Source organism: Selenomonas sp. WCT3 (assembly GCA_900100835.1).
In the GTDB taxonomy this organism is placed as follows: domain Bacteria; phylum Bacillota; class Negativicutes; order Selenomonadales; family Selenomonadaceae; genus Selenomonas_A; species Selenomonas_A ruminantium_E.
In genome coordinates this window covers 1-13,525 of the sequence record FNCM01000013.1, presented here as the reverse complement: position 1 = coordinate 13,525, position 13,525 = coordinate 1, and the positions used below count along the sequence as shown (strand labels likewise).

Annotated in this window: 11 protein-coding genes; 3 read left to right on the top strand and 8 right to left on the bottom strand. The window is 52.8% G+C overall.

Going from position 1 to position 13,525, the window contains the following annotated elements; genetic code table 11:
* Positions 1 to 41 precede the first annotated feature (41 nt).
* The gene (locus tag BLQ36_RS10545; protein WP_074515561.1) at positions 42 to 506 is read right to left on the bottom strand and encodes an Hsp20/alpha crystallin family protein; all 465 of its coding nucleotides are present in this window, start codon (positions 504 to 506) and stop codon (positions 42 to 44) included.
* A 188-nt stretch (positions 507 to 694) separates the two neighbouring features.
* A complete protein-coding gene (locus BLQ36_RS10540; RefSeq protein ID WP_074515560.1) occupies positions 695 to 2,407 on the bottom strand; it encodes a methyl-accepting chemotaxis protein in 1,713 nt (570 codons plus the stop codon).
* 282 nt (positions 2,408 to 2,689) lie between these two features.
* Here BLQ36_RS10540 and BLQ36_RS10535 point away from each other — a divergent pair, with 282 nt between their 5' ends.
* Positions 2,690 to 4,003, top strand: coding sequence for a dicarboxylate/amino acid:cation symporter (locus tag BLQ36_RS10535; protein WP_074515559.1), 1,314 nt, complete (start codon positions 2,690 to 2,692; stop codon positions 4,001 to 4,003).
* A gap of 98 nt (positions 4,004 to 4,101) precedes the next feature.
* On the opposite strand, the gene amrA is transcribed toward BLQ36_RS10535, so the two are convergent.
* From amrA to BLQ36_RS10520, 3 genes are all read right to left on the bottom strand, one after another.
* A complete protein-coding gene (gene amrA, locus BLQ36_RS10530; protein ID WP_074515558.1) occupies positions 4,102 to 5,487 on the bottom strand; it encodes an AmmeMemoRadiSam system protein A in 1,386 nt (461 codons plus the stop codon).
* A 54-nt stretch (positions 5,488 to 5,541) separates the two neighbouring features.
* Complete coding sequence (locus BLQ36_RS10525; protein ID WP_180364871.1) at positions 5,542 to 6,732, bottom strand: multidrug effflux MFS transporter; 1,191 nt, start codon at positions 6,730 to 6,732, stop codon at positions 5,542 to 5,544.
* Positions 6,733 to 6,816: 84 nt separating this feature from the next.
* Complete coding sequence (locus BLQ36_RS10520; protein WP_074515557.1) at positions 6,817 to 7,656, bottom strand: MerR family transcriptional regulator; 840 nt, start codon at positions 7,654 to 7,656, stop codon at positions 6,817 to 6,819.
* A gap of 162 nt (positions 7,657 to 7,818) precedes the next feature.
* Between BLQ36_RS10520 and BLQ36_RS10515 the strand changes: the two genes are divergently transcribed.
* Positions 7,819 to 9,129 (top strand): MATE family efflux transporter, encoded by a 1,311-nt coding sequence (locus BLQ36_RS10515; RefSeq protein WP_318260977.1) that lies wholly within the window; start codon positions 7,819 to 7,821, stop codon positions 9,127 to 9,129.
* 73 nt (positions 9,130 to 9,202) lie between these two features.
* On the opposite strand, the gene panD is transcribed toward BLQ36_RS10515, so the two are convergent.
* Genes panD through BLQ36_RS10500 form a run of 3 tightly spaced genes read right to left on the bottom strand, consistent with a single transcriptional unit; the run spans position 9,203 to position 11,395 of the window.
* Complete coding sequence (gene panD, locus BLQ36_RS10510; RefSeq protein WP_074515555.1) at positions 9,203 to 9,586, bottom strand: aspartate 1-decarboxylase; 384 nt, start codon at positions 9,584 to 9,586, stop codon at positions 9,203 to 9,205.
* Between the two features lies 1 nt (position 9,587).
* A complete protein-coding gene (panC, locus tag BLQ36_RS10505; RefSeq protein ID WP_074515554.1) occupies positions 9,588 to 10,445 on the bottom strand; it encodes a pantoate--beta-alanine ligase in 858 nt (285 codons plus the stop codon).
* A 23-nt stretch (positions 10,446 to 10,468) separates the two neighbouring features.
* Complete coding sequence (locus BLQ36_RS10500) at positions 10,469 to 11,395, bottom strand: bile acid:sodium symporter family protein (protein WP_074515609.1); 927 nt, start codon at positions 11,393 to 11,395, stop codon at positions 10,469 to 10,471.
* Between the two features lie 562 nt (positions 11,396 to 11,957).
* On the opposite strand from BLQ36_RS10500, the gene BLQ36_RS10495 reads away from it, so the two are divergent.
* Positions 11,958 to 13,376: a hypothetical protein gene (locus BLQ36_RS10495; protein WP_074515553.1), complete on the top strand. Its 1,419-nt coding sequence runs from the start codon at positions 11,958 to 11,960 to the stop codon at positions 13,374 to 13,376.
* The last annotated feature ends 149 nt before the right edge of the window (positions 13,377 to 13,525 follow it).

Here is a 13,525-nt window from a genome sequence, read left to right as displayed (position 1 = left end):
TTTTCACTGTGAATTTATGTTTAGGGAATTATTTAGAAGGCTTATTTTATCTCAATTTCTGTGGAATGCTGAACCTCCGCGGCCTTCGGCATATTCACATGGAGAACACCATCCTTGAATTCTGCCGTAACGCGGGCCTCATCGATGTTGTCGATATAGAAGGAACGGCTCATAGAGCCGGAGCGGCGCTCCCGCCGGATGTAGTTTCCAGCCTCATCTTTTTCTTCCTTCGACTCATCCTTCTGGGCCGATATGGTCAGATAGTTGTTCTGATAGCTCAGATGAATATCTTCCTTTGCCATTCCCGGCAAGTCGGCCGTAAGCTCATAGCTACTTCCGTTGTCTTTGACATCGACGCGCATGCCGCCCGCGCTATTCCAATTGTTCATAGCCGGGAAGAAATCATCCTTGAAAAATGGTTCATCGAATACATCCCAAATCGACTGTGGACGCTCACTGCTCTTTGCGAGATTGTTTCTTGCACCAAATGGAACTAAACCAAACATAACTGTCGCCCCTTTCAAGACTGCGCCATAAGTTTCAACAGCTCATGGTATTGATTTATCTCAGGAGGTTTCCCTCTTTTCAACTCTTATTATAAATCAAATAGACAAAAAGTCAATAGGTCAAAGAAAAAATAATAACAAGGCCATGCCCTAGTGGCATGACCTTGGCGGAAGTATATAAAACTATATCAGAATCTAAACTGCTTGAGTGCCTGCTCCTGCTCGGCTGCCATATGGGAAAGGGTATCGCTGGCAGAGGCAATTTCCTCCGAAGAAGCGGACTGCTCTTCGGTTGCTGCCGATACAGATTCCATATGCTCGGACACTTCCTGGCCCTTGCTGCTGACCTCGGTGACCGAATCAGAGATGTTCTGCGCATCCTTATTTACCATGCGGATCGCTTCATCCATCTCCTTCGTCTTCTCGGCACCATCCTGTACCAAGTCATGGATGCGGTTGAATACGGCCTGGAGTTCCTCAACGGATTTAGCACCAGACACAACAGCATCACAGCCCTGTTTCATGGATTCAACGGCCTCAGAGGTATCCTGCTGCATCGCGTTGATGAGCTCGGCAATCTTCTGGGCGGCTTCCTCAGACTGCTCCGCCAGTTTGCGGACTTCCTCAGCCACGACCGAGAAGCCACGGCCCTGCTCGCCGGCACGAGCTGCCTCGATGGCAGCGTTGAGCGCCAGCAGGTTCGTCTGGCTGGCAATCTCCGAAATCGTATCAACGATTGCACCGATTTCTTCGGAACGGTTGCCCAAACGGCCTACCATTTCGGCTGTGCTGCTGACCGTTGCCTCCACATCGCGGATTTCGCGGACGGAGGTCTCCAGTGCCTTATTGCCCTGTTTGGCCTCATCGGCAGCTGTCATGGAATTCGTCGTTACCGCATTAGCATGGGCACGCATGGTCTGAATCGAAGCATTGACCTTCAACAAAAGATCCTGGCTTTCCTTAATCTTGTTTTCCTGTTCAATAACCAGATGAGCAGCCTCACCGACGGACTCCGCCGACTGGACCGATGCCTGGGCCGACTGCATGGAAGCCTCTTTCAGGTTGCCCGACGACGAGCTGATATCCTTGATGGCGTTGCTGATGCCCCGCATATAGGTGCCAAGTTTCTGCTGCATCTCCGAAAGGACCCGGGACAAGTGCCCGAATTCATCGCCACGGTTAAGGGCCAGTGCCGTACCACGGAAGTCGCCATCACGGAGTTTTTCACATACGGCCCGCATTGCATCAAGGGCATTAGTGATATTGCGTGCCGTCATAAGGCTGGCACCTGCCTGCACCAGCAGTGCTACCAGCGTAACCACCATAATCATCATAGCCGCCGTGCTGTTGGCATCGCGGCTGGCCTGTTCATTGGCCTCAGCCTGTTCGTTGACCTTCTGCTGCTGGTTGTGGAAAGCATCGCGCAGCCCGCGGGTTGCCGGCGAACCTTCTTTTTCATAGTAGCTCAAAGCTTCGGCATTTTTCCCCTGTTTCGCGAGCTCAACCGTTTGATTCATAATCTTTTTGTAATTGGCCCACTGCGCATCGATATCGGAAGTATCCTCAATCGGCATGCCTTTGACGGCTGTTTTGTATTCCGCGATGGACTTCTCGACATTGTCCTCAGCTTCTTTTTTCTGTCCTAATACCTTATTAAGACGCTCTGGATTGTCTTGCAGAGTTACTGCCTGCAGCGTCTTTACCATCATGACGCGGCTGAACTCTACTGCCGTTCCGAGTTTCTGTACGCCCTGCATCTCGTGTTCATACATGCTCTTCATCTCATTATCGGCATTGCTAAGCGAGCGATAACCGGTAACGCTGATTCCAATCATAGCTATTGCCGCTACCGCGACAATCAACATTAGCTTATAGGCCACTTTTAGTTGATCAAAACCCATAATCGACTCCTCCTAATTACACATCTCTAACATTACATCTACACACCTCTAAGATTTTACCATTACCCAAGATTGTATACTAATTATTTTTTCCTATATCATCCATAAGTTTTTCTTATGGAAATCGGACTTCTGACCCTTTTTTCCGTCGTACTTATTATTTTTTTTACATTATGCTATTGACACACCTCATTTCTGCCGCTATAATGTAAACATATTAAACATGTATGATTTATTGTTTATAAACTCTACTATCCCACAAGCAAGAAAGAAGGTATTTTTATGACCGATTCAAAACATGACCGCGTCAAAACAGCACGTGACGAAGCTTTGCGCCAGCATAATCCTGGTGCCAGCCGCCAGCAGATGCTTCTCTGGTTCAGTGCACTGATTCTCGGTGGCATACTCGGCTCTTTCGGTATCACCGCCCTAAATGAGCTATTCAACTTTATCGCGACGGTATTCACGCGGCTTTTCCAATTTATTGCCGTCCCAACCATTGCCCTCGCGGTTATCACGACTCTTTCGTCCCTGGGCGGGAAAAAAGAGACCAAGACGATTTTCGCTCATGCCGTGACCTATACCCTGCTCACGACATTTTCGGCCGCAGCGGTTGGCCTGCTGCTCTATCTCTGGATTGCCCCGGGCAATCTTCCTGCTGAGGTGGTCGGCGCTGGTTCCGCCTCTGTACCATTGGATAAAGTCGGTTCCCTATCCTACTATGACCATATCATTTCCGTCATTCCGAACAATCTGTTGCAGCCGTTCCTGGCTGGCAATGTACTGTCGGTTATGCTGATTGCGGCTTCGGTTGGCCTGGCTCTTGCCTTTATGCCCAAAACCGAGAATCGCGCCGTTCTCATCAAGGGGCTTTACGGCGTCCAGGAATTACTGTTTACGCTTATCAAAGCTATTCTTTGGGCCCTGCCCCTGGGCATCCTGGCTTTTGCCGGCCAGCTGGCAGCCCAAATCCAGGCCGGGGTCATTGTCGGAGCCCTGGGCAAATACGTGGCCGTTGTCCTCGGCGGAAATGCCATTCAGTTCTTTGTAATTCTCCCCATCTTCCTGCTCCTGCGCGGGCTAAATCCCCTCGACGTGTTCAAGAAGATGAGCCCCGCCGTGGCGGTTGCCCTCTTTACCAAGAGCTCTGCTGGCACCCTGCCGGTGACCCTGGCTTCGGCCGAACAGAATCTCAAGGCAGATACGCGCATCTCCCGCTTCGTTCTGCCAATCTGCACCACCATCAATATGAATGGCTGCGCTGCTTTTATTCTCGTCACCTCGCTCTTTGTCATGCAGAATGCGGGCTTTGAGCTGACATTGGGCACGATGATTTCTTGGTTGTTTATCGCGGTTCTCGCCGCTGTTGGCAATGCCGGTGTCCCCATGGGCTGCTACTTCCTAACGCTGTCGCTGATGAGCTCCATCGGCGCCCCCATCGGGCTCATGGGCATTATCCTGCCGATTTACACCATCATCGATATGATTGAAACGGCAGAAAATGTCTGGTCTGACGCATCGGTATGCGCCATGACGGACCACGACTTGAAGGGCAAACTTACGGAAGAAACCACACCGATAACATCGCTCTCCTAAACATAATTTCATAAAGAAGGACCTGGATTATTCCAGGTCCTTTTTATTTCGCGTTACTGGCAGCTATTTCCTGCCAAATCATTCTTTTTATTTGGTTTTCAAACATGGCGCTCGACTTCAAATCGCCAGAGCTGATACGGTTCGTTTTCGCCAATATTGCCTTTGCGGCGCGCGATGGCAATCTGCTCGCCAACACTGTCTATGCCGGGCAAATCCGGCAATAACAGGCCGCGGCGGTCGCCGCTCTGAACGATGACGCCATAACGTTTGGTATCCAGCTGCTCCGGTGAATCGATGGGTTCCGGCTCCGTAAGTACATCCACATCGTAGACCAGCTGGGCAAGTTCTTCCGGCTCCACCGGCGAAAACCGCGGGTCCCGTGTTCCAGCGGAAACGGCATTGTAGAGGATTTCTTCGGCCAGATTCTGCCGAACGGGCTGGATGGTGCCGATGCAACCGCGCAGCTGGCCGTCCTTTTTAAGGGAGACGAAGGCCCCGCGACGCTGGTTCTGCAACGCCGCCAGCATATCCTTGGGGATGGCCGCCAGCTTATTGTTGCGCACAAAGGTCTCCAAACTTAGCCGCGCCAGTTTTACCAGCGAATCTTCCCGTTCCCGGATAGCCTGCATGGCCTCGGCTTCACACCGTGCCAGCTGGGCACCGATGTCCCGGGTGGCATCAACCGCCCCAGGCAGGAACCAGCCCACGCCATAGCCAACACCAAAGGGCCCTTGATAGGAAAGCAGTTCGGATTTTACCTGCCGCCCATCCAGCGTCCCCGCCATAATCCAAAAGGACCGCAAACCGCATTCCGCCGCTCCATTCGCGAGGTCTGCCGATGTCAAAAGCAAATCCAGGAAATTTCCACTGCGGAAAACCGCCTGCATCCGCCCATCAAATACCGGCCCCTCAGCCGCAAAGCCATAGGGGCCCTCTTCCTTTAGCTTATGGGACAAGTCGCCGCTGGCAATGACCAGCACCCTTCGCCCCAATTCCTCGGCCACGGCGGCGATATGCTGCCCGAGACGGTAATGATCCCGGGCCGGCAGTCCCGACAGGCCAATCCGCAGGATGGGAACATTATGCAGATGCTGCTGCAGGAAATACAGCGGAATCATCGTGCCATGGTCTAACGCGGGATCCTTTTCCCCCAGCGTTCCCGCGGGAAAATCCGCGGCTTTCCAGCGCTTGACCAAGGCCTCGGAAAACTCGGTGTCATACCTAGCTTCCACCCGAACCTGGGGCGCCCGGAAGGCGGCAAAGGAGCCCGACGCCCCCGCGCCGGGGGACAGGTGGAAATAGTCCGCGTACAGGACCGTATGGGGGCTTAGAATCACCACCGTATCCGGCCGCAGGGCCGCCGCCCGCTCCATGACCCGCTGATAGGCCGCAATCGTCGGAGCTATCTGTTGTTCTTCCCCGTGACCGACTTCGGGAATGATTAGTGGCGGATGCGGCACCGCCATCGCTGCCAAAATTGCCATCAGAATCTCCTCCCATCATCTGAGACATTTCCTCGACAAGTCCTCGTCTTTATTTTACTCTGCCCGATGCGCCGGAGCAATCATCGTGTAGAAACAAATAACCCCCAAAGCATAACCCATAACCATAATCACCGCCATGGGAATTGCCGTATGGTCTCCCATGATGCCCACCACCGGCATCATGCAGGCACCGAGAATCATGGAGAAAAAGCCGATAAGGGCGCTGGCACTACCCGCATTGCGCCCTTGACGGGAAAGGGCCAGTGAGAAGCTGGCGGCCCCCATAACCGACAGCGGAACCACCGTCACAAACAGCACCGCCACCGTATAGGTGATGGGCGCAGCCAGCCAAAAACCTGCCAGCAGGAAAATCGCCCCCACCAGCGGAATCAGAATCGACCATTTTAGCAAGAGCACATCCGATACCCGGCCAGCCAACCGCGCCGGCAGCATGCCCGCCAGCATTAGGCCTGCACCGATAAAGCCAAAAATCAGGCTGAACATCTGGGGCGATACCTGATAGATATTCTGGAAGACAAAGGAGGAGCCTGCCAGGTAGGCAAAGAACGCACCAAAGATAAAGCACTGCAGCAGGCAATGCCCCAGGAAGTAGCGGTCTTTTAGCAGCTGCGGATATTTCTTGAAGGATTCCCCCAGGTTTTGCAGCCGCTGGTCCCGGGGCAGCGTTTCCTTATAAACGAGGGTTGCCAGCGCCTGCAGGATGCCGATGAAAACCAGCACCACAAAGACGCCCCGCCAGCTGGTAAACAGCAGGATTTGGCCGCCCAGCACCGGCGCCAGTATGGGGGCCAGGCCATTTACCATCATCAACAGGGCAAAGAAGCGCGTAAGCTCTGCCCCTTCACAGACATCCCGCGCAATGGCCCGGGCAATGACGATGCCACTGGCCCCGGCAAAGCCGGCCAGGAACCGGAAGGCCAGGAATAACCCGATATTCTGGGCAAAGACACAGCCTGCTGTCGATACGATAAACAACAGCATCCCGATGAACAGCGGCCTTTTCCGCCCATAGCGGTCACTCAAGGGCCCGGTAAAAATCTGTCCTAACGCCATGCCGATAATCGTCATCGTCAAAGTCAGCTGGGCCAAGGAGGCCGATATACCCAAATCCAGCTGCACCGTTGGCAGAGCTGGCAGGTACATGTCCGTCGATAACGGTGCCATGGCGGACATGATGCCTAAAAATACCGTCAGCCACAATCGCGTTTTATTTGTCATTTGCATATTTTTTCCTTTCTGATAAGCGTAATGGAGCCATTTTAACAGGATTTTCTTAAATATTTTATTAAAATCAGATTAAATTTCCCACTATATTTTCTGGACGGCAATCCGCGTGATAAAACCGCTCGAATCACTCAGACTCATATTTTCCAGAATACTTTCTTCATAGGAAAAGGCACCAACCTGGCAGTCATTCTCCTTGATATACTGCCGCAGCAGTCGGTAGGCCTCAGCCGTATCATCATAATCCCCCTGGAAATAGGTGACGAGATAGGTCCCTGCCGGCCGCTCGTACCGGTATTCCCGTTCCACACTGTGATAGGGGCCATGGATTATGGTAAAGAAATGACTGAGTATGCCCTCCTGCCCGGGCTGCAGGAAATCCCTCGCTGCCACCATCGCACCAACGCCCAGACCGGCACTTAACTGAAGCTCTGTTACCTGCCGCTCATGTTCCGTTGCCATCTGCTCGACCATAGGCCAATCCTCAGCAGCAGCCTGCCGCCTCGTATTGCGCGAGAGTACCAGCCGCGCCGCGGGCAGTTCCAATTCCTCCACTTTTCCGCAGGCCACTGTCTTGGCGAGTTCCAGCAGATGGCGCTGATTTTCTACAATGCGCAGCTGCCGCCGGATTTTGGCCTGCTCCTGTTTCAGCCATTGCTGCTGCTCCCCCAGCAGGGCATCCAGCCGCGCCGGACTGCGATGCTCCATGTATTCCTTGATTTCGGAAATTTCCAGCCCCATGCCGCGCAGCATGCGCAACAGATAAAAGGGATAGAACTGCCGGAATGAATAACTGCGGTAGCCGTTTTCTGCCACATGGTCCGGCTTGAAAATTCCCTGTTCATCATAATAATGAAGGGTGCGTTTGTTGACCCCGACAATCCTGGCAAATTCCCCGGTGTGAAATGTCAGCCTCCGTTTCATGGTCTCCCCTCCCTTGACATTACAGTTACTGTATACTTTAAGATAACTATACAAGGAAATTACAAGAAAGGAAAGATATTTATGGAAAATAGCAACTCCACACCACTGGCGCAGCGGTTCACTATTTTTTCCCTGCTGCGCTTCGCCGCTCCTTCGATAGGCATGATGCTCGTCATCTCGCTCTACACGGTGACCGACGGTATCTTCATCGGCCGCTATGCCGGGGCGCTGGCCCTGGCAGCTTCCAATATCGTCTATCCAGTCATCAATCTGGTATTGGGGCTGGCGATCATGCTGGCTTCAGGCGGGTCTGCCATCGTGGCGAAAAATCTAGGGGAAGGGCAGGTTGCCGCCGCCAACCATCGCTTTGCCTGGCTGACCGCAGCTGGAGCAGGGATTGCCCTTTGCCTCGCCTTAAGTGTTGGCCTGTTTCTCGCTCCCATCCTGGATTTCCTCGGCGCCAGTCCAGCAATGCTGGCTGACTGCCGCCTCTACCTCGGCATACTGCTGCCCTTCTTCCCGGCAGCAGCTCTAATGGTCATCTTCAATGCCTTTTATATCGCCGATGGCCGGCCCATCCAAGGCTTCCTCGTATCCGTAGCCAGCGGTATCACCAATGCTGCTTTGGACTACCTCTTCTTAGCCCATTGGGGCCTCGGCATCAGCGGTGCAGCCCTGGCCACCGGCATAGCCGACCTGCTGGCTGCCGGCATTGGCCTTATCTACTTCACACGCTTTAGCCGCACCCTGCATCTTCGCGCCTTCCGGCCAGAGCTTCCGGTTCTGCGCGCTGCCTGCAGCAATGGCGTCTCCGAACTCGTCACCCAGCTTTCTGTAGGGCTGGTGACCTTCCTGTTCAACCTTATCACCTTCCGCTGGGCTGGCGAAAACGGCGTCGCCGCCATCTCGATTATTCTTTACGCAGAAATGCTGCTGACGTCTATCCTCATGGGCTTTACCAATGGCGTTGCCCCCATTTTCTCCTACCATTACGGAGCCCTCCACCATCAAGAACTCAACCGCCTGCTGAAAATCAGCCTTGGCGTCATCACCAGCCTCGGCCTGCTGGCCTTTGCCGCCTCCCGCCTGCTCGCCACGCCGCTCATCACGCTGTTCCTGCCCAATGGCGGCCCCGCCTTTACCCTGACGCTGTCGGGATTCCTGCTGTTTTCCCTGAGTTTCCTGCTCGTCGGCTTCAACCTTTTCGCCTCCGGCTTTTTCACCGCCCTGTCCAACGGCAAGACCTCTGCCCTGTTATCCTTCGTGCGCAACCTCGCAGGCATCGTGATTTTCCTCATGCTCCTGCCCCACTATCTAGGTCTCCCAGGCGTATGGCTGGCCGTTCCCGCAGCAGACCTTGCCGCCCTGCTGCTCACATTGTTCTGCCTCTATAATGAAAATCAGGCACTGCTGCAACGGCAAAAAGAACTTACCGCCAAATACAAAACCATCTTCTCCACCAAAGTCCTATGATGCGATTTCGTGCAAACTCCGCTATACTAAAAAGCTCCACTAGCATAAATCACGCAGTGGAGCTTTCTTTGTCTTATTCGGTCTGTCCGTGGTACTCCACGTGGCGGACCTCTTTTATTTTGTTCTTTTCATCAACCATGACAACTTTGGGCTTATGTGCCTTAGCCTCGACTTCGTCGAAGAGCGCGTAGGCCATGATAATGACCACGTCCCCTACCTGGGCACAGCGCGCCGCGGCCCCATTGAGGCAGACAACCCCCGACCCCCTTGGCCCTGGTATCGTATAGGTCTCCAGCCGCGCGCCGTTGTTGTTATCCACCACCTGCACCCGTTCATTGGGGATGATGCCGGCTTTTTCCATAAGCTCTTCATCAATCGTGATGCTGCCCATATACTGGAGATTGGCCTCCGTCACCGTTGCACAGTGAATCTTTCCCTTTAGCAGATTCAACATCATTTCACGCTCTCTCCTTTCCCAGAATGGTATTGTCAATCAAGCGGGTCTTGCCAATTTTCACCGCAATGGCCAGCAGTGCCGGTTCTGCCACCGTGTACATGGGCGTAAGGCCCGGGAACGAATACAAATCTACATAATCCACCGCTGCCAGAGGCTCATCGTTAAGGGTGTTCTTTACCACCGACTTCAGTTTTTCCACATTGCGCTCCCCATGCGCATAGGCTTCCTCTGCCCGCTTCAAACTACGGGAGAGCACCAGAGCCGCTTCCTTCTCCTCAGCGGACAGGTACTGGTTGCGTGAGCTGCGGGCAAGGCCGCTTTCCTCACGGACAATGGGAACCATATTAATATGGACGTTGAGGTTCAAATCCTCTACAAAGCGGCGGATAACTACCACCTGCTGGGCGTCCTTCTGTCCAAAGAAGGCCTCATCGGCGCGCGCCAGATTGATGAGCTTCGTCACGACAGTCGCAACCCCGCGGAAATGACCGGGACGCTGTGCCCCGCAGAGTTTATCGGTAATCTCTCCCTCCACCGTCACATACGTCGAAAAGCCCTCCGGATACATCTCCTCAGGCTCTGGATGGAATACCGCATCCACGGATACGGACTCCAGCTTTTCGCAATCGGCCTCAAACCGGCGTGGATAGGCCTCGTAATCCTCATTGGGACCAAACTGGACCGGATTTACGAAAACCGAAGCAATGACAATATCGCAGGTTTCCCGTGCCTTCCGCATCAGCGTCAGATGCCCCTCATGCAAGGCCCCCATCGTCGGCACCAAACCGATTTTCTTCCCAGCAACTTTCATTTCCTTTGCATAAGCCTGAATTTCTTTGACGGTACGTAAAATTTTCATGATTGCTTCCCCTCTTTGTACGATTACGCATGAACTGTCCTTAACGCTTCCTTCTCCTCCTTGCGGGCAAAATAATTTGCCACGATGGAGCCCGACACGTTATGCCAGACGCTAAAAATTGCCCCCGGGATAGCGGCCGCCGGATTAAAATACAGGATGGCAAGACTAGCCGCCATACCCGAATTCTGCATCCCCACTTCAATAGCCACGGTCCGTGCTTTCCGCGAATCCAAATGGCAGACACAGGCCATAAAATAACCCAGCAACAGCCCAAAGCCGTTATGCAAGATGACCAGACCGAACATCAATAGGCCAACTTCCACCAGCTTGTCAGCCGACAGGGCCACCACACAGCCCACCAGCAGTACGATGCAAACCACCGATACCAGCGGCATAACCGGCATAATGCGCTCAACCTGGCGCTCGGCGAAGTGGTGGATGGCCAAGCCTAACAGCACCGGTGCCAAAACCATCTCCGCAATGGAAATCATCATAGACACGAACGAAACGTTCACCCAGGCATCGGCAAAAAACCAGGTCAAAGCCGGGGTGACAATCGGTGCCAACAGGGTTGTCGTCATCGTCATGGATACCGACAGGGCCACATCCCCTTTCGCCAGATAAGCAATGACATTCGAGGCCGTTCCCCCGGGACAAGTCCCCACGAGAATGACACCTACCGCTAATTCCGGCGGCAGCTGGAAAACCTTCACGAGTCCATAGGCGACCAAAGGCATGATGAGAAACTGGGCCGCCACACCGAGCCCGACCTGCCATGGAGCTTTGAGCACATTGCGGAAATCCTCTACCCGAAGGGTCATGCCCATTCCAAACATGACCACCCCAAGCATCCAGGAAACATACGGCCCTACCCAGGTCAGGGTCCATGGTGCCACAGCTCCCAGCACACCGACAGCAATAACCAGCAGTGCCAGGTTATCCACCAGCATCTTGATGATTTTCTTCAAAAGAAAAACCTCCTTAAAAATATAAAATTTTCCGAGGCAAAAGAATGATAAGCAAGTGGTCCGGAAAATCAAAAACGCGCCTCTCAGGGAGACCTGAAAGGCGCGCAAAAAAGCCCATAATCAAAAATAAAATTATCGGGAAGTCGCACGGGTGTCCTCTCTGTCTCAGTCCTTAGGATCTAAGCAGTTCACAACCGAAGCGTATTCGATTTTAAACCGGAAAAGTATAACTCACCATCGTGATGTCATCTTTTGCCATCTCCCTTATGCTAGCACAAACACACCAAAAACTCAAATTTCCCTCTCCGCCATTTATCCACACATTATTTCCCTTATCCTGTGGATATTGTGGATAAACTCCTCCTTTTCCCCTAGCAACGGCTAGTTTATACACCAAAACTGAGGATTAATCCCCGCATTTCTGTGGATAACTTGGATAAAAGGTTAATTTTCATCTAATAAATGACACAAGACCGTTTAATTCCTTTCCTTTATAATTAGCTCAGAATATCCGGCAGGGATTGCCTTGAAGGAGTGATTATACATGAAAGGGATTTACGTAAAAAAATACCGCCAGCTGGCGGCAATACTGGCCCTCGCACTGACTACCGGCGTGGGAGGAGCCTCCATCTGCTCGGCTCAGGACATCGCCGATCAGCCCCTCTCCGTCAATCTGGATGGCGCTATTCCAGCTCCACCGGAGGAACAGTCAGCCCTAGGTGCTCCCCCCCAAGGTCCAGGAAGGCCACCAGCCCCAGGACAGGAGCAACAGGATGCCTCCAAACTCACAGCCCAGCTTATCAGCGACCACGAAGCGGGCACCTATGATAACCAAAATCTTACGGCCTCCTCCGCCGATGAAAATGCCTTTTTGGCCCGAAACGGTGCCACCGTCACCTTGACCAACTCCACCCTTTGCAAAACGGGCGATTCCAGTGACGTAGATGCCAGCAATTTCTCTGGACAGAATGCGGTCTTCCTGTCGAGCAACAGCATCGCTACCCTGTCCAATCTCAAGCTCGATTCCAATGCCAATGGTGCTAATGCTATCTTTTCCACGGGCGAAAAGAGCGTCGTCAATGTGAACCATGTAGTTATCCACACCAAAAACAATTCCTCCCGCGGACTTGATGCCACCTATGGCGGTACCATTCACGCCAAGGATGTAGAAATCACCACGGAAGGCGCTCACTGCGGGGCCCTGGCCACTGATCGCGGGGAGGGCAATGTCATCGTCGAAAACGCGAAAATCGTCACCTCCGGCGAAGGCAGCCCCTGCATCTACTCAACAGGCAATATCCAACTTACCAATGGCACTGGCGAAGCCATGGGCAGTGAAATTGCCGTTGTCGAAGGCAAGAACTCGATTACGCTCAACAATGCCCATCTCACTGGCCACATCAAACACGGCATCATGCTCTACCAGAGTTTTTCCGGTGATGCTGGCGTTGGCGAAGCAAAATTCACCGCCAAGAACTCCATCCTCACCAACAAATCGGATGGACCTATGTTCTATATCACCAATACCACAGCTACCGCCAACTTGGACAGCACCCAGCTAATCCATGACGGGGATGTACTGATTCAGGCTGCCAGCGACCGCTGGGGCAACGAAGGGAGAAATGGTGGCAGCTTTACCCTAAATGCCACCCATCAGGAGCTCAAAGGGAAAATCCTCGCGAACACCATCAGTCAGGTCACCTTGAACCTCCAAAGCGGCAGTCATTGGATCGGCTCCTTCAATGAGGACTATACCGCCGATGCAGCAGTCTTGAATCTAGCTAAGGACGCAGTTTGGGAGGTTACCGGCAATTCTTATCTCACCACCATCAGCGATGCGGATATGACCTTCAGCAACATCAATAGCAACGGCCACAAAATCTACTACGACAAAAAAGCCAATCCAAACCTCGGCGGAAAAACCTACAAACTCCCCGGTGGCGGAAAATTAATAGCAAAATAAAAAGAGACTGTGAAAATCGCTTTTTATTGGCATAAAATATAAACGCCTCCATAAGTTAGATTGATTAATCTAACTTATGGAGGCGTTTTCGAATTTATCCACTCACTTTTTACAAATTACAGTTTGCAGGTTCGTATTAGCGAGTTCGT